10 protein-coding genes and 1 pseudogene are annotated in these 16,022 nt (G+C 64.9%); 6 read left to right on the top strand and 5 right to left on the bottom strand.

The window, feature by feature from the left end:
• Positions 1 to 61: 61 nt before the first annotated feature.
• Positions 62 to 901 carry a metal-dependent hydrolase gene (locus tag AACY13_RS03980; RefSeq protein WP_339459456.1) on the bottom strand — a complete coding sequence of 280 codons (840 nt, stop codon included), beginning with the start codon at positions 899 to 901 and terminating at the stop codon, positions 62 to 64.
• A gap of 364 nt (positions 902 to 1,265) precedes the next feature.
• Here AACY13_RS03980 and AACY13_RS03985 point away from each other — a divergent pair, with 364 nt between their 5' ends.
• The 5 genes from AACY13_RS03985 (at position 1,266) to AACY13_RS04005 (ending at position 10,338) form a co-directional block, all read left to right on the top strand.
• Positions 1,266 to 2,285 carry an AraC family transcriptional regulator gene (locus AACY13_RS03985; protein ID WP_339459458.1) on the top strand — a complete coding sequence of 340 codons (1,020 nt, stop codon included), beginning with the start codon at positions 1,266 to 1,268 and terminating at the stop codon, positions 2,283 to 2,285.
• A 2-nt stretch (positions 2,286 to 2,287) separates the two neighbouring features.
• A complete protein-coding gene (locus tag AACY13_RS03990; RefSeq protein WP_339459459.1) occupies positions 2,288 to 2,935 on the top strand; it encodes an MBL fold metallo-hydrolase in 648 nt (215 codons plus the stop codon).
• 174 nt (positions 2,936 to 3,109) lie between these two features.
• On the top strand, positions 3,110 to 3,763 hold the full coding sequence (locus AACY13_RS03995) for an OmpA family protein (protein WP_339459461.1): 654 nt from the start codon (positions 3,110 to 3,112) through the stop codon (positions 3,761 to 3,763).
• 256 nt (positions 3,764 to 4,019) lie between these two features.
• Complete coding sequence (locus AACY13_RS04000) at positions 4,020 to 8,138, top strand: PAS domain S-box protein (protein ID WP_339459462.1); 4,119 nt, start codon at positions 4,020 to 4,022, stop codon at positions 8,136 to 8,138.
• Between the two features lie 49 nt (positions 8,139 to 8,187).
• Positions 8,188 to 10,338 carry a putative bifunctional diguanylate cyclase/phosphodiesterase gene (locus tag AACY13_RS04005; RefSeq protein WP_339460007.1) on the top strand — a complete coding sequence of 717 codons (2,151 nt, stop codon included), beginning with the start codon at positions 8,188 to 8,190 and terminating at the stop codon, positions 10,336 to 10,338.
• 256 nt (positions 10,339 to 10,594) lie between these two features.
• On the opposite strand, the gene AACY13_RS04010 is transcribed toward AACY13_RS04005, so the two are convergent.
• The 4 genes and pseudogenes from AACY13_RS04010 to AACY13_RS04025 form a co-directional block, all read right to left on the bottom strand.
• The gene (locus tag AACY13_RS04010) at positions 10,595 to 11,500 is read right to left on the bottom strand and encodes an acyltransferase (protein ID WP_339459463.1); all 906 of its coding nucleotides are present in this window, start codon (positions 11,498 to 11,500) and stop codon (positions 10,595 to 10,597) included.
• A 227-nt stretch (positions 11,501 to 11,727) separates the two neighbouring features.
• The gene (gene pta / locus AACY13_RS04015; protein WP_339459464.1) at positions 11,728 to 13,821 is read right to left on the bottom strand and encodes a phosphate acetyltransferase; all 2,094 of its coding nucleotides are present in this window, start codon (positions 13,819 to 13,821) and stop codon (positions 11,728 to 11,730) included.
• Between the two features lie 97 nt (positions 13,822 to 13,918).
• Positions 13,919 to 15,106 (bottom strand): acetate kinase, encoded by a 1,188-nt coding sequence (locus tag AACY13_RS04020; RefSeq protein ID WP_339459466.1) that lies wholly within the window; start codon positions 15,104 to 15,106, stop codon positions 13,919 to 13,921.
• A pseudogene (locus tag AACY13_RS04025) lies at positions 15,107 to 15,467 on the bottom strand (DUF3565 domain-containing protein). It lies immediately after the preceding gene.
• Here AACY13_RS04025 and AACY13_RS04030 point away from each other — a divergent pair.
• A complete protein-coding gene (locus AACY13_RS04030) occupies positions 15,436 to 15,921 on the top strand; it encodes an FKBP-type peptidyl-prolyl cis-trans isomerase (RefSeq protein WP_339459467.1) in 486 nt (161 codons plus the stop codon). The pseudogene AACY13_RS04025 and the gene AACY13_RS04030 sit on opposite strands and share 32 nt — an antisense overlap.
• Positions 15,922 to 16,022 lie beyond the last annotated feature (101 nt).

The raw sequence follows: 16,022 nt of genomic DNA on the forward strand, positions 1-16,022 counted from the left end.
GGCATAGTCACAAAAAAAGGGAGCCAGTCGGCTCCCTTGGTCGTTGCGGGTCTACTTTGGCTCAGGCCGTCTGGCTGTCCGGCTGCACATCGAACTCGTGGCGGGTCTGGTAGAGCAGGTCCAGGTTGTTGTGCTGCCAGGGGTGGAAGTCGGCCTTGAAGAAGTCCCGATAGGTGCCGAGCAGGGGACGGAATACGCCCTGCTTGCCCCACATCCACTGCAGGCCGTCGCGCCAGACCCGCCAGTTCCACAGCAGGCCGTCCTGCTTGAGCATATGGGTCAGTCCACGGCTGGTGTCGAGGATAAAGAAGAAGGTGCCCATCAGCATCGCCCGGCGCAGCAGCTTGCGGCTGCCGCAGACCTGGTTGTAGACATCGAAGGCCACCGCCTTGTGCTCGGTTTCCTCCAGGGCGTGCCAGCGCCACAGGCGGGCCATGGTCGGGTGCGCCCCGGCCATATGGCGCGGGTCCTTGAGCAGGCCGTCGGCCATGATCGCGGTGATATGTTCCAGCGCGGCGGTGGCCGCCAGCTGGCGCTGCGGCGAGAATTTCTTCTGGGTGTAGCGGATGCGCGCCTGGGCGCGTTTCTCGATGCGGCTGATGTCGTAACCCAGGTCGCGCAGGCGATTGCTGTATTCCAGGTGCTCGCGGCTGTGATGACCTTCCTGGCCGATAAAGCCGCGGATCTGTTCCTTCAGTACCGGGTCTTCGATCTGCTCGCGGAAATGCCGCACCGAGTCGATAAAGAAACGCTCGCCATCGGGGAACAGCACCGACATGGCATCGAACAGGTGGCTCTTGAAGGCGTCGCCGCTGTGCCAGTGGCGTGGCAGTGGATTGGGGAAATCGAAATCCATATGCCGCGGGCGAATCTGCAAACCTTCCGGGGTAGTGCTGACCATACTGACTCCCTGAGTCGGTGACTGAAGCATGTCTGCACTATGGGTCGATCCGCAGGCTTGGCAAAGGTTAACAACAGCCAATATTTCGGTCATTTATGGCCAGAAGTGCCGGTGTCCGGGCTTGTCAGCGTGCCGGCGCAGGGCGACCCTGTGCCGCGCTGGCAGCAAGGCGGATTTGCCAAACCTTAGGTGGTGGCAGGCGGATGAGGTTGTCGCGGAAGCTGTCCGGTACTCGTGTCGGGCAGTTGCACTGCTTCGGCCGAATTGGCACTAAGGTGCATTTATGGGCTTGTCGGTGTTTGTCGAACAGGGGTATCTTCGATAAAAAAATGAGTCATATATGGCCATCGCCCCCAGAAAGCCCATGAAACCATCCCTGAATTTCACGGCCGAACTGGTACCTGTCGCCTACGCCGCCGCCTTGCTCGACCTGGTCGAGGAGTTGGGCGTCGCCCGTGACCAGCTGTTTGCCGCGGCCCGGGTGCGGCCCGAGGTGCTGGGTAATCCCCAGGGACGTCTGTCCTTCAGCGACTTCACCCAGCTGAGTGGTTGCGCCCTGCGCCTGTGCGACGAGCCGGCCCTGGGCTTGCTGCTCGGCCAGCGGCTGAACGTCTCGACCCACGGCATCCTCGGCTATGCCGTGCTGTCCAGCGCCAACCTGGGCAAGGCCATGCAATTCGCCCTCAGGTATTACCGGGTGCTTGGCCTGACCTATGAGCTGGAAATGGTCGAGGAGGGCGCGCGGGTCGAGTTGCGCGCCAGCGAGACCATGCCGCTCGGCCCGCTCAGTCGTTTCGCCGCCGAAGGATTGCTCGCCAGCCTGTACACCATCGCGCGTTTTCTCGTGGGTGAGCGCTTGCAGCAGGTGGAAGTGGGCTTTGCCCATGCCGCGCCGCACTATGCCGAGCGCTATGAGCGGCTGTTTGGTGTGCCGGTGGGGTTTGATCAGCCTTACCACCGCCTGAGTCTGCCGCGCGCCTATCTGGACCGGCCCATGGCCCTGGCCAACCCGGCCACGGTGCAGATGTGCGAGCAGCAGTGTGAAGCGCTGCTGGCCAGCCTGGACGTGCAGGATGGCCTGCTGACCCGGGTGCGCCGCCTGCTGCTGACGCGTCCCGGCGATTTCCCCGACCTGGCCAGCGCCGCCGAGGCCCTGCATACCAGCGGACGCAGCCTGCGCCGGCACCTGTCGGCCATGGGCACCAGTTACCAGGAGGTACTGGACGAGGTGCGCAAGAGCCTGGCCTTGCAGTACCTCACCACCACCCATCTGCCGCTGTATGAAATCGCCTACCTGCTGGGTTTCAGCGACCCGAGCAATTTTCGCCGTGCCTTCAAGAAGTGGACGGGTAAACTGCCCAGCGATTACCGCAGTGAGGATTGACCATGAGTTCTGCCGCAGCCCCCGCCCTGATCCGCGAAACATTCCCCGTCGGGCCTTTGCAGTGCAACTGCACGATCATCGGCGACCCGGTGACCAAGAAGGCCATCGTGGTCGATCCGGGCGGCAATCCGGAACTGATCATGGCACGCCTGGAGGCCCATGGCCTCAAGGTGGTCAGCATCATCCATACTCACGCCCATCTGGATCACTTCCTCGCCTCCGGGCAGATGAAGGAGAAGACCGGGGCGACTCTGCACCTGCACAAGGAGGATCAGTTCCTCTGGGACAATCTGGAGATGCAGTGCCGCATGTTCGGCGTGCCCTACACCCCGGTGCCGGCCCCAGACCAGTGGCTGAGTGATGACGAAGCGCTGGCCTGCGGCTGTGGCGTGGCGCTGCATACCCCGGGGCATACGCCGGGCTCCATGAGCTTCTGGTTCCCCCAGGACAAGCTGCTGATCGCCGGCGACACCCTGTTTCGCCGCGGCATCGGCCGCACCGATCTGTGGGGCGGGGACTACAAGACCATCGAACGCTCGATCAAGCAGCGTCTGTACAGCCTGGACGAGGACGCCACTGTGGTCACCGGTCATGGCGACGACACCCGTCTGGGCGATGAAATGCGCGAAAATCCCTTTGTGCGTGCCTAGCATCCCTCGCTAGCCAGGCGGTTTTGGAGGCCTTGCCGCAAATAACCGGGCCAGGACCCTGTACCATCGGTTGACCAATCGTCGGGCCGCACAATGAACTTAATGCCCTGGTCTGGCGTCGAAGACGCAGGCAGAGACTGCTCTGACAACACGAAAGAAAAGGATGTATCAATGATGAACTTGCGAAATATGGCATTTGCAGCGGTGGGCCTGAGCCTGTTGGCCGGCTGTACCACCAACCCTTATACCGGTGAGCGGGAGGCGGGCAAGGCCGGCATCTATGGTGGTGTTGGAGCAGTGACCGGGGCGGTAATCGGGGCGGCCACCTCGAGCAAGAAGGACCGTGCCAAAGGCGCATTGATCGGCGCGGCCGTGGGCGGCGCGGCGGGTGGCGGTTATGGCTACTATGTCGACACCCAGGAAGCCAAGCTGCGCCAGACCCTGCAGGGTACCGGCGTGCAGGTGCAACGCAACGGCGATGACCTGAAGCTGATCATGCCGGGCAATATCACCTTCGCGAGCAACTCGTCGGACATTTCCAGCGCGTTCTACCCGACCCTGAACTCCCTGCTCCTGGTGTTCAAGGAGTTCGACAAGAACGGTATCGACATCGTCGGCCATACCGACAGCACCGGCTCTCTCGAGTTGAACCAGAACCTGTCGAATCGCCGTGCCCAGAGCGTAGCCTCCTACCTCAGCGCCAATGGCGTGGCCGCGTCGCGAATTTCCTCCTACGGTGCGGGCCCGAGCCAGCCGATCGCCAGCAATGCGAGCGAAGCCGGCCGTGCGCAGAACCGTCGGGTCGAGATCAACCTGCGTCCGCTGTAAGCGCAGTCGCGTCAAAAGATGCCGCGCCCCCGTGAGGGGGCGCGGTATTTTTTTGCCCGGACGATACCGATCCAGCGCCTCGCTCGGGCGGCTCTGCCTCGCGCCAGCGGCCGCCGCTGCCGTTTACCGCCTGTCAAATCTGGGGGTGCCGATCTGCGCTGATTCGATTTGTGACTAGAATCCTTTGCATGGTTTTGTAAGGCCCGCGGTCCCAGGTGCGACCGGCCGCCGGGCGGGGAATGACACTGGAGGTCACATGGACGTCAGGCATAGCGCCAGCTCACGCAAGCCCTGGTTGCCGTTTTGGGTCACCCTGGCGCTGCTGCTTGGCCTGGGCGCGCTGATTCTCTGGCAGTGGCAGGCCCTCGAGCAGCGCAAACTGCTCGAGCGACAGCAGCGCTTCGAGCTGGAGGCCGAGGACATCGGCCAGCGGGTGAAAAGCCGCATGCTCGCCTACGAGATGGTCCTGCGTGGCGTGTCGGGGCTGATGACGGGCAGCGACAACGTCTCCCCCGAGGAGTGGGAGCGGGCGCTAGAGCAATTGCAGGTGCAGGATCGTTACCCCGGCATCCAGGCGCTGGCCTGGTCGCGTTACGTGCGCCAGGAGCAGCTCGATACGTTGCTGGCCGAGGTGCATGGGCAGGGCCGCGAGGAATATCGGGTCTTTCCCCCGGGGCCGCGGGAACACTACCTGCTGATCGATTACATCAGTCCGCTGGATTGGCGCAATCGCCGCGTCCTGGGTTTCGACATGCTCAGCGAGTCGGTGCGCCTGGCCGCGATCGAGCAGGCGATTGTCAGGAGCGAAGCCACCCTTAGCGCCCCGGTCACCCTGCGCCAGGAAACCCAGAACAATGTGCAGGGCGGGGTGTTGCTCTATCTGCCGGTCTATCGGGTGGGCATGCCCCAGGGCACGCTCGAGGAGCGCCGCGCCGCCTTGTTGGGCATGGTCCACGGGGCCTTTCGCAGCCATGACCTGATGGCGGGCATCCTGGGCGCGCAGAGTCGGCGCTTCGATGTTTCGATCAAGGATCTGCAGGCACCGCAAACCCTGCTGCTGAGCGACCCTGACCAGGTCCCCGGCTGGCAACCGAGCTTTCGCAAGACGCTGGAGCTGCCGCTCTATGGCCGCAACTGGGTGCTGGAGGTGAGCAGCACGGCGGTCTATGAGGCGGCATTAATCAACCCCGGCAGCTACTTCAGCCTCTGGGCCGGCCTGGTGGCTGCGGTACTCCTGGCCTTGCTGGTCGGCGGTTACCTGCACCTGCGCGAGCGCGAACTGCATGCCAGCCAGCAGGCCACCGAGCAGTTGGGGGAGCGCGAGGAGCGTTTTCGTCTGCTGGTCGAGCGGCTGCCGGTGGCAACCCTGCTGTGCAGCGCCGATGGGCGTATCGAGATGGCCAACCACAGCGCTGCCGAGCTGCTCGGCTGTACCGCACAGCAGCTGCTGGGGGAGCGGGTGCGGCGCTTTCTGCCGGCGATCGAGCAGCTCAGCCGGCTGGTCAACGACCAGGGCACGGCCGAGTTGAGCGACGAATATCAGGCCCATCGCGACAACGGCGGCGAGGTACCGGTGAGCTTGAGCCTGAGCATGCTGGGGGACTCGGCGGGGGTCAACTACCTGCTCAATCTGGTCGATCTGCGTGCGCGCAAGGGAGCGGAGGAGCGTTTTCGCCTGGTGGTCGAGGCTTCGCCCAATGCCATCGTGCTGGTCGATAGCGCGGGCAGGATCGCCATGGTCAACCGGCAGACCGAGCAGATGTTCGGCTACGAGCGCCAGGAGCTGGTCGGCCAGCCGGTGGAGAAACTTCTGCCCGAGGCGCAGCGCGGCGGTCATGTCGGCCTGCGCAGCGGCTACCAGGAGCGCCCCGAGCCGCGGCGCATGGGCAATAACCGCGAGCTGTTCGGTCAGCACCGCGATGGGCACCTGATCCCCCTTGAGGTGGGCCTGTCGCCGATGCGCAGTGGCCTGGAAAGCTGGGTGCAGGCGGTGATCATCGACATCAGCGAGCGCAAGGCCGCCGAGCAGCGCTTCCGCCTGGTGGTCGAGGCCTCGCCCAACGCCATCGTACTGGTCGACAGCGATGGCAAGATCGCCATGGTCAACCAGCAGACCGAGCAGATGTTCGGTTACGAGCGCGAGGACCTGGTCGGCCAGGCGGTGGAGAAACTCCTGCCCGAGGCCAAGCGCGGCGGCCATGTCAGCCTGCGCAGCGGTTACCAGGACAACCCCGAGCCCAGGCGCATGGGCAACAACCGCGAGTTGTTCGGCCAGCACCGCGACGGCCACCTGATTCCACTGGAGGTGGGGCTCTCGCCGATTCACGGTGGCGAGCAAGCCTGGGTGCAGGCGGTGATCATCGATATCAGCGAGCGCAAGGCGGCCGAGCAGCGCCTGCGTGACCAGGCCGAACAGCTGATTCTGGCCAACCGCTATAAATCCGAGTTCCTCGCCAACATGTCCCACGAGCTGCGCACGCCGCTCAACAGCATCCTGATTCTCAGCGATCAACTGCGTCTGAACAGTGCCGGCAACCTGACCGAGAAGCAGACCAAGCACGCCGATATCGTCCATCGCGCCGGCAGCGACCTGCTGCAGCTGATCAATGATGTGCTCGATCTGGCCAAGGTCGAGTCCGGGCGCATGCAACTCAAGCTCGAGCCGCTGAACATGCAGGATATTCTCGTCGAGTTGGATGCCAGTATGCGGCCGATGGCCGAACTCAAGGGCCTGCGCCTGCATACCCGGCAGGAGGCCGGGGTGCCGCGGATGATCCACAGCGACCGGGTGCGCCTGCAGCAGATCCTGCGCAACCTGCTGTCCAATGCCCTGAAGTTCACCGAACAGGGCGAAGTCAGTCTGGTGGTCGCCTGCACCCCCGGCGCGGCAGGGGACGGCCTCGAATGGCTGAGTTTCAGCGTGCGCGACAGCGGTATCGGCATCGCCGCCGAGCAGCACGAGCAGATTTTCCAGGCCTTCCAGCAGATCGACGGCTCCACCAGCCGGCGTTTCGGCGGCACCGGTCTGGGGCTGGCGATCACCCGCCAGCTGGTCCTGGCCATGGATGGCGAGATCAGCCTGCAAAGCGCGCCGGGGCAGGGCTCCTGCTTTACCGTGCGTCTGCCGGTGCAGATGCTGCCCGTCAGCGAGGAGCCGGCCGAGGCCGCAGAGCCCCAGCGCAGCGGTCAGGGCCCGGCGGTGTTGATCGTCGAGGACGATGGCAATTTCGCCGCGGTGCTCGCCGAGCAGGCCCAGACCCACGGCTTTACCAGCGTGCATTGCCGCACGGGGCTGCAGGCGCTCAAACTGCTGCACGACGAACAGTTCAGCGCGGTGATCCTCGATATCCTGCTGCCGGATATCAGCGGCTGGCAGCTGTTCCGCCGTCTGCGCGGGCAGGCCCGGTACCGCCACACTCCGGTGCATATCATCTCCTGCGTGCCGCAGCCGGCCGACTGGAACGACGACGGCACGCGTTACCTGGTCAAGCCGATCCGGCGTGAGGACCTGGAGCGGGTCTTCGTCGATCTGCAGCATCTCGGCCAGAGTCCGGAGCATCGTCTGCTGCTGGTGGAGGATGTGCAGGTCGAACGGGAGCATTACCGCGAGCATTTGCAGCGCCTGGGTTTCACCGTACAGGCCTGCGCCAGGGCCGACGAAGCGCTGCAGGCCTATACCGACAGCGTGTTCAGCGCCCTGGTCGTCGACCTCGACCTGCCCGACCAGGATGGTTTCGAACTGCTGCAAAGCCTCGACCGCCAGCGCTCGCTGAACGGCACGCGGGTGGTGATCAATACCGGGGTGGATGTCACCCATCAGACCCTGCAGCGCTTGCGTCGCTACAGTGCCGTGGTGGTGCACAAGCACGGCGAGGACATGCAGGCCCTGAGCCAGGCGGTGCAGGGTTTTCTCGGCGGCGTGCGCGAACCGCAAGAGTCCGCGCCTGACATGACCGAGCAGGCGCTGCAGGGGTGTCGCGTGCTGCTGGTCGATGACGATGTGCGCAATGTCTATGCCCTGACGGCCCTGCTCGACGAGGTGGGGCTGCGAGTCATTCCGGCCCGCGATGGTCTGGAGGCCATCGCCTGTTATCAGCGCGAACCCTGCGACCTGATTCTGATGGACATGGCCATGCCCAACATGGACGGCTACACCGCGACCCGCCTGCTCAAGGGCGAGCATGGCTGCGGCATTCCGATCATCGCCCTGACCGCCCATGCGATGAAGGGTGATCGGGAAAAATGCATCGCCGCCGGGGCCGACGACTACCTGGCCAAGCCGGTCAGTCGCGATGCGTTGCTGGGCATGCTGGGGCGCTGGCTGGCGAGCCGCGACAGCTTGTCGGTGTCATCTGCGCCACATGATCTAACCTGAAGCACAGCGGGAGTCCGTAAGGCGGCCGCCAGGGACGAGGGTGAATGGAATGGTACCGGTGCAGATGAGGGTGGAGCAGGCGACGCAGATTCTTCTGGTGGTGGATGATCGTCCGGAGAATCTCGAGGCGATGCAGGCCCTGCTTGAGCATGGCGACTGGCAACTGCGTTGCGTCGATGGCGGTGAGGCCGCCTTGCAATGCCTGCTGGAGGAGGATGTCGGGCTGGTGCTGCTGGATGTGCAGATGCCGCATATGGACGGTTTCGAAGTGGCCCGCCTGATGCGCGGCAACCCGCGTACCCGGCATACCCCGATCATTTTTGTCTCCGCCATCGCCCAGACCCAGGACGCGGTGCTGCGCGGTTATGCCACCGGCGCGGTGGATTTTATCCTCAAGCCATTCGACCCCAGCGTCTTGCGCCACAAGATCCATGCCCTGCTCGAACACGAGCGCAGTCGCAGCGAGCTGTTGCACCTCAGCCAGCAGCTGGATTCGGCGCGGGCCTTCAACGCCTCGGTACTGGACAATGCCGCCGAGGGCATCATGGTGGTCGGCGAGGATGGCCGCATCAGCTTTGCCAACCCGGCCATGGCGCAGATGCTCCAGGGCGCGGTCAGCGACCTGGAGGGCAGCGACATGCTGTCCTACCTGGTCAGCCCCGAGGTGACCTGCGAGTGGCGTATGTCGGAGTTCTATCGGCATTGGCGTCGCCACGAAGCCTATCGCCTGCACGAGGCCAGCCTGCGCACCCTGGCCGGCAGCCTGGTGCCCGTGGCGCTGTCCTGCTCGCCCTTGCCGCGCCTGCAGCACGCCATGGTGGTCATGGCCCTGGACATGTCGGTGGTGCGCCATCTGCATCAGCAGCTGGAGTCGCAGGCCATCACCGATGCCCTGACCGGCTTGCTCAACCGCCGCGGTTTCTACCAGGCCCTGGAGGCGGCGCTGTCGCGGATTCAGCGCAGCGGTCAGCGCATGGCGGTGCTCTATCTCGACCTGGATGGTTTCAAACGCATCAACGACTCGCTGGGGCATGCCGCCGGCGATGAACTGCTCAAGCGCGTTGGCGAGCAGCTCAAGGCCAGCCTGCGTTCTTACGACTGCTTGGCGCGAATGGGGGGCGATGAGTTCACCGCCCTGCTCGACAGCCTGGAGCACCCGGAGGATGCGGCGCGAATTGCCGAGAAACTGATCGAGCAGGTGTCGATTCGCTACAACCTGGATGGTATGGAAGTGACCCTGGGGGCCAGTGTCGGGATCGCCTGCTTCCCCGAGTGCGGGCAGACCGTGGAGGGCTTGCTGCGCGCGGCGGACATGGCCATGTACGAGGCCAAGCGTACCGGCCGCCAGCAATACCGCTTCTTCTCGCCGGAGATGAATGGCCGCGCGCGCTCGCGCCTGATGCTCGAGGAAAGCCTGCGCAGTGCCATCGAGAACAACGACTTCGTGCTGGTCTACCAACCGCAGATCTACCTCGAAAGCGGTCGCCTGCGCGGGTTCGAGGCCCTGTTGCGCTGGCAGCACCGGGCCGCCGGGACGGTCGCGCCCGGGGTGTTTATCCCTTTGCTGGAGGAAACCCGGCTGATCAACCGGCTGGGTGACTGGATCTTCCGCGCCGGTGCCGAGCAGTGCCAGCGGATGAACGCCCAGTTCGGCGCAGGCACGGTGCTGAGCCTGAACGTCAGCCCCGTGCAGTTCGGCAGGGCGCAGCTGGTCGAGGAATTGCGCCTGGTGCTCGAGGAGTTCGGCCTGCAGCCCGCGCAGCTGGAGGTCGAGGTCACCGAGAGCGCGTTGATGCAGGATCTCAATACCAGCCAGGAGCAGTTGCGTCAGCTGCGCGCGCTGGGGGTGAAGATCGCCATCGACGACTTCGGCACCGGTTACTCGTCACTGGCGTACCTGCGCCATTTCGAGCTGGATACCCTGAAGATCGATCGGCTGTTTATCGCCAATATGCTCGACTCGCCGCGCGACGCCGCCGTGGTCAGCACCATCATCGATCTGGGCCGCAACCTCGGCCTGGAAGTGATCGCCGAAGGGGTGGAGACCCAGGCTCAGCGCGACTGGCTGGTGCAGCACCAGTGCGCCATCATGCAGGGCTTTCTGGTCGCGCCGGGCCTGAGTGCCGAGCAGGCCAGGGGCTTCCCGGCGCAACTGGACTGGCACAACCTGCCCTCGTACCCGAGCAAACCCGAGGAATAGCTCGGCAGGCGGCTCGGTTAGCGGGTGGTGCCTAGAGCCTATGCTCCCACGCCAGTCTTGCAAACTGTAGGAGCGGACCATGCCCGCGAAACCCATCGCGGCCATGGCGGAGTGCCGCCCAGCCTCTCCTACAGGTACCCACAAGCTGATAGACACTATTGCCTCCAGTTCGCGGCGCGACAGCGCGGCGTCTGGGCGGCAGGGGATCGCCTGCGAATCCCTGTCGCCCGTCGGCCCATAGCCCGGGCGGCAGCCTTTAGGCCGGGGCGAAACGCTGCTTGAGTGCTTCCAGTTCGGCGTCCTTGTCCAGCCACAGTTGGTTGACCCACTGCTGGAAGTGCAGGCGATAGGTTTCGTCCTGGTCGTAGTTGCCGCCGATAAACTCCGCGGGAATCGGCAGCTGCTGCAGGCGCACCACCACCTTGTCGATACGCCCGCAGAGCAGGTCCCAGAAGCCCGGGTTGCCCTGCGGGTAGTGGATGGTGACGTTGACGATGCTGTGCAGCTGCTCGCCCATGGCGTCGAGAACGAAGGCGATGCCGCCTGCCTTGGGCTTGAGCAGGTGCTGGAAAGGTGACTGCTGTTGCGCATGCTTGTGCGGCGACAGGCGGGTGCCTTCGAGGAAGTTGAATACCGAGACCGGGTTGGTTTTGTAGCGCGCGCAGGCCTTGCGCGTGGTGGCCAGGTCCTGGCCGCGCTTTTCCGGATACTTGGCCAGGTATTCCTTGCTGAAGCGCTGCATAAAGGGGAACTCCAGGGCCCACCAGCACAGGCCGATCACCGGTACCCAGATCAGCTCCTGCTTGAGGAAGAACTTGAGCAGCGGCATGCGCCGGTTGAGCTGGTATTGCAGCACCAGGATGTCCACCCAGCTCTGGTGGTTGCTGGTCACCAGGTAGGAGTGCTGTTTGTCGAAGCCCTCGAGCCCGGCGACGTCCCATTCGATCCGGCCCACCAGGTTCATCCAGAACTTGTTGCTGGAGATCCAGAACTCGGCAATGGCGTGCATCAGAAAGCGGCACAGCCGCTGCATTGCCGGGATCGGCAGCAGCAGTTTGAGCAAGGCCAGGATAAACAGCGGCCAGCACCAGAACAGGGTGTTGATGGCCAGCAGCAGGCCGGCCAGCAGGCCGCGCAGCGGGGCAGGGAGAGCGTGCAACATGGGGGCAGGTGCCTCCGAAAATGGGCGCAGGCTGCGTGTCAGGCGTTTGCGCAGCCCGGGTACCCGGCTTATCTATGCCCGCGGTTTTCCACCACGGATCGGTCGGCGCACAGGTTAACCGCTGCGCACCGAACTGCAAGCCTTTCGAAATGCCGGCGTTCGCCACCAATCGCTGCCTGTTCCCGTCATTCGCCGGCCCAGGCGGTGAAATTCCTCGGCCCAGGGCTCTACTGGGGCAGGTTGGCGGCCTGGATCGCGGTCAGGGCGATGGTATAGACGATGTCGTCGACCAGGGCACCACGGGACAGGTCGTTGACCGGTTTGCGCAGCCCCTGCAGCATGGGGCCGACGCTGACGCAGTCGGCGCTGCGTTGCACCGCCTTGTAGGTGGTGTTGCCGGTGTTCAGGTCGGGGAAGACGAATACCGTGGCGCGCCCCGCCACTGGGCTGCCCGGTGCCTTCTGCCGGCCGACGCTGTCGATGGCGGCCGCGTCGTACTGCAGCGGGCCGTCGAGCAGCAGGTCGGGGGCCAGTTGCCGGGCCAGGCGGGTGGCCTCGCGAACTTTCTCCACTTCCTCGCCGGTGCCCGACTCGCCGGTGGAGTAGCTGAGCATCGCCACCCGCGGCGGGATGCCGAAGGCGCTTGCCGAGGCGGCGCTCTGCAGGGCGATTTCCGCCAGTTCCGCAGCCGTCGGGTCGGGGTTGACCGCGCAATCGCCGTACACCACCACCTGGTCCGGCAGCAGCATAAAGAACACCGAGGACACCAGCTTGTAGCCCGGTGCGGTCTTGATCAGCTGCAATGCCGGGCGAATGGTGTTGGCGGTGGTGTGAATGGCCCCCGACACCAGGCCGTCGACCTCGTCCAGGGCCAGCATCATGGTGCCCAGCACCACGGTGTCTTCCAGCTGGGCGGCGGCCATGGGCGCATTCAGCCCTTTGCCCTTGCGCAGCTCGACCATGGGGGCGACATAGCGTTCGCGGATCAGGTCCGGATCGAGAATCTCCAGCCCCTCGGGCAGCTCGATACCCTGCGCCCTGGCCACCGCGTACACCTCATCCGGCTTGGCCAGCAGCACGCACTGGGCAATGCCGCGGGCCTGGCAGATCGCCGCCGCCTTGACGGTGCGCGGCTCGCTGCCTTCCGGCAGGACGATGCGCTTGTTCGCCGCCTTGGCCCGTTGCACCAGCTGGTAGCGAAACGCCGACGGCGACATGCGCAGTTCGCGCGGGGTGCCGCAGCGGGCGAACAGCCACTCATGGTCGATATGGCCGGCGACGAAGTTGGCCACCGTCTCGGCGCGCTCCTTGTCGTCCACCGGGATTTCCTTGTTCAGGCGGTTGAGGTTGGTGGCGGTGTCGTAGGAGCCGGTACTCACGGTCATCACCGGCAAACCGCCCAGCAGCGCGCCGCGGCACAGCTCCATGATCCGTGGGTCGGGAACGAAGTCGCTGCACAGCAGCAGGCCGGCCAGGGGCATGCCGTTCATCGCCGCCAGGCTGGCGGCGAGGATGATGTCGTCGCGATCGCCGGGCGTTACCACCAGGGTGCCGGGCTTGAGCAGCTGCACGGTGTTGGCCACGGCGCGGGCACAGAGCACGATCTTGAGCATGCGCCGCTGTTCGTAGTCGCCGGCATTGAGCACCCGCGCGCCGAGCAGGTCGGCGATGTCGCGGGTACGCGGGGCGTTCAGCTCGTCCTGCCAGGGGATGCAGCCGAGCAGGCGGAAATCATCGGTCTTGAGCAGCGGCGAGAGTTCCTTGAGGCGATTGGCGTAGGCCTCCAGGCTGTCCTCGCTGCGCACCTTGTTGAGGATCAGGCCGAGCACCTTGGGGTCCTGCGGCCCGCCGAACAGCTGGGCCTGGATCTCCATCCGGTCGCTCAGTTCGCCGAGGCTTTCCTGTTCCGGGGCCGAGACCAGGATCACCTCGGCATCCAGGCTCTTGGCCAGGTGGAAGTTGACCCGCGCCGCGTAGCTGGCCTGGCGCGTCGGCACCATGCCTTCGACTATCACCACGTCCTTGTCGGCGGCGGCCTGGTGGTACAGGTTGATGATCTCCTCGAGCAGCTCGTCCAGCTGGCCATCGCCGAGCATGCGTTCGACATGGGCCAGGGCCAGGGGCTTGGGCGAATTCAGGCCGTGGGTGCGGGCGATCAGCTCGCTGGAACGCTCCGGGCCAAGGTCGCCCTGATGGGGCTGGGCAATGGGCTTGAAGAAGCCGACCTTGAGGCCGGTCCGCTCCAGGGCACCGACCAGGCCCAGGCTGATCGAGGTCAGGCCGACACCGAAGTCGGTGGGGGCGATAAAGAAGGTGTGCATGGGTCTTCCTTTATGTCGTAGGAGCGGGGGGGACGCCTAGTTCCATGCCCGCGAAATGTTGCTGGCCTCTGTCGCGGGTATGACCCGCTCCTACAGCTCAGGCTTCAAGCAGTTCCAGGGTGTCGAGGGCGATCTGACGCTCTTCGTTGGTCGGCACGACCATTACGCGCGGATGGCCATGGGCCTGGATCACCCCACTGACGCCGCGCACTGTGCTGGCGTTGGCCCGGTCGTCGAGGGCCAGGCCCAGCAGCTTGAGGTGGGCGACTGTCATGCTGCGGATCAGCGGCGAATTTTCGCCGATGCCACCGGTGAAAATCAGCCCGTCGAGTCGCGGCAGGGCACAGCTCATGGCCGCCAGGGACTTGGCCAGGCGGTAGCAGAACACCTCGATGGCCAGAGTGGCACCGGGGTGGCCCTGTTCACGGGCCTGCTCCAGGCTGCGCATATCGTTGGACAGGCCGGACAGACCGAGCAGGCCGCTGTCCTTGTTGAGCAGGGTTTCGATCTGCTCCAGGCTCCAGCCCAGGGTGCGCGCCAGGTGGCTGTGCAGGTTGGGGTCGACATCGCCGCTACGGGTGCCCATCACCAGGCCCTCCAGCGGGGTCAGGCCCATGCTGGTGTCGCGGCTCTGGCCATCGACTATGGCGCAGGTCGAACAGCCATTGCCCAGGTGGGCCACCAGCCAGCTGCTGTTACCGATGGGCAGGCCGGCCAGTTCGGCGGCGCGCTGGCTGACATAGCGGTGGCTGGTGCCATGGAAGCCGTAGCGGCGCACCCCATGCTCGCGGTACAGGTATTCCGGCAGCGCGTAGCGGTAGGCGTGTTCGGGCAGGGTCTGGTGGAAGGCGGTATCGAACACCGCCACCTGGGGCAGGCTGGGAAACAGTTTGATGGTCGCTTCGATGCCCAGCAGGTTGGCCGGGTTATGCAGTGGGGCCAGGGGCACGGTGCTGCGAATGGCGTTCAGGCTCAGGGCATCCAGACGACAGGCGGCGCTGAAGTGTTCGCCGCCATGCACCACCCGATGACCGATACCGTGCAGCTGGCCGCCAGCGGCGCTCTGCACCAGCGGCAGCACCTGGGCCAGGGCGACGCGGTGATCGGCATTGGGCAGGATCAGGCTGTCCTTTTCCCCGTCGCGTTGCCAATGCAACTGCGCATCCGGGCTACCGAGGCGCTCGGCCAGGCCGCTGAGGATGAAGTCGCTGTGGGTTTCGTTGAGCAGGGCAAATTTGATCGATGAGCTGCCGCAGTTGATCACCAGGATATTGCGTGCCGGCATTTAAGGTTCCTTGCTTGAGGCGCTGAGCGCGTGATCGGTGCCGGCCTCGGCACCCTGATGGTCGGCGGCGCACCAGCCGCAGTCAAAGTGCTCGCCGATACGTGCCAGGCGCTGTTCGGCGTCCATGACCCAGGCACGGTTCTGCCAGGGCGGCTGGTGGCGCAGGTGCTGAGTATGGCCGCAGGACAAGACTGCCAGCCAATCGCCGTGCTCGTCCTGACGGAAATCAAGCAGGCGCACCGGGCCGTCCGTCTGCACGCGGTTCGCTTTCGCGCTTGCCCTTGGGTAAACTTGCACGTTCTTTAATTCCAAGCAAAAGGTCCTGCCCCATGCTGATCGCCGCACAAAAGGCCGTCTCCATCGACTATACCCTGACTAACGACGCCGGTGAGGTGATCGATAGTTCCGCAGGCGGCGCGCCGCTGGTTTATCTGCACGGTGCCGGTAACATCATCGGCGGCCTGGAAAAAGCCCTGCTGGGCAAGCAGGTTGGCGACGAGCTGGACGTTTCCGTCGAGCCGGAAGATGCCTACGGCGAATACAGCGCCGAACTGGTGGCCACCCTCAACCGTTCGATGTTTGAAGGCGTCGACGAGCTGGAAGTCGGCATGCAGTTCCACGCCTCCGGCCCGGACGGTGGCATGCAGATCGTTACCATCCGTGAGTTGGACGGCGACGACGTGATCGTCGACGGCAACCACCCCCTGGCTGGCCAGCGCCTGAACTTCAAGGTCAAGGTCGTCAGCGTGCGCGATGCCAGCGAAGAAGAAGTGGCCCATGGGCATATCCATGGCGAAGGCGGTCATCACCACTAAGTCTTCGCTTGACCTGCTGCGCGTCGGTCAGGCGGCGTTAAAGCTGGGCTCGGAAAGCCGCTTGCGGCTAACGTACGTCAGTGCGGCCCGAAGGGCGAGCG

The organism is Pseudomonas sp. EA_105y_Pfl2_R69, assembly GCF_963970915.1.
In the GTDB taxonomy this organism is placed as follows: domain Bacteria; phylum Pseudomonadota; class Gammaproteobacteria; order Pseudomonadales; family Pseudomonadaceae; genus Aquipseudomonas.

Coding starts and splice junctions, on each gene's coding strand:
- AACY13_RS03980 (WP_339459456.1), bottom strand. CDS start 901: ATGGTCAGCACTACCCCGGAAGGTTTGCAGATTCGCCCGCGGCATATG.
- AACY13_RS03985 (WP_339459458.1), top strand. CDS start 1,266: ATGAAACCATCCCTGAATTTCACGGCCGAACTGGTACCTGTCGCCTAC.
- AACY13_RS03990 (WP_339459459.1), top strand. CDS start 2,288: ATGAGTTCTGCCGCAGCCCCCGCCCTGATCCGCGAAACATTCCCCGTC.
- AACY13_RS03995 (WP_339459461.1), top strand. CDS start 3,110: ATGAACTTGCGAAATATGGCATTTGCAGCGGTGGGCCTGAGCCTGTTG.
- AACY13_RS04000 (WP_339459462.1), top strand. CDS start 4,020: ATGGACGTCAGGCATAGCGCCAGCTCACGCAAGCCCTGGTTGCCGTTT.
- AACY13_RS04005 (WP_339460007.1), top strand. CDS start 8,188: ATGGTACCGGTGCAGATGAGGGTGGAGCAGGCGACGCAGATTCTTCTG.
- AACY13_RS04010 (WP_339459463.1), bottom strand. CDS start 11,500: ATGTTGCACGCTCTCCCTGCCCCGCTGCGCGGCCTGCTGGCCGGCCTG.
- pta (WP_339459464.1), bottom strand. CDS start 13,821: ATGCACACCTTCTTTATCGCCCCCACCGACTTCGGTGTCGGCCTGACC.
- AACY13_RS04020 (WP_339459466.1), bottom strand. CDS start 15,106: ATGCCGGCACGCAATATCCTGGTGATCAACTGCGGCAGCTCATCGATC.
- AACY13_RS04030 (WP_339459467.1), top strand. CDS start 15,436: ATGCTGATCGCCGCACAAAAGGCCGTCTCCATCGACTATACCCTGACT.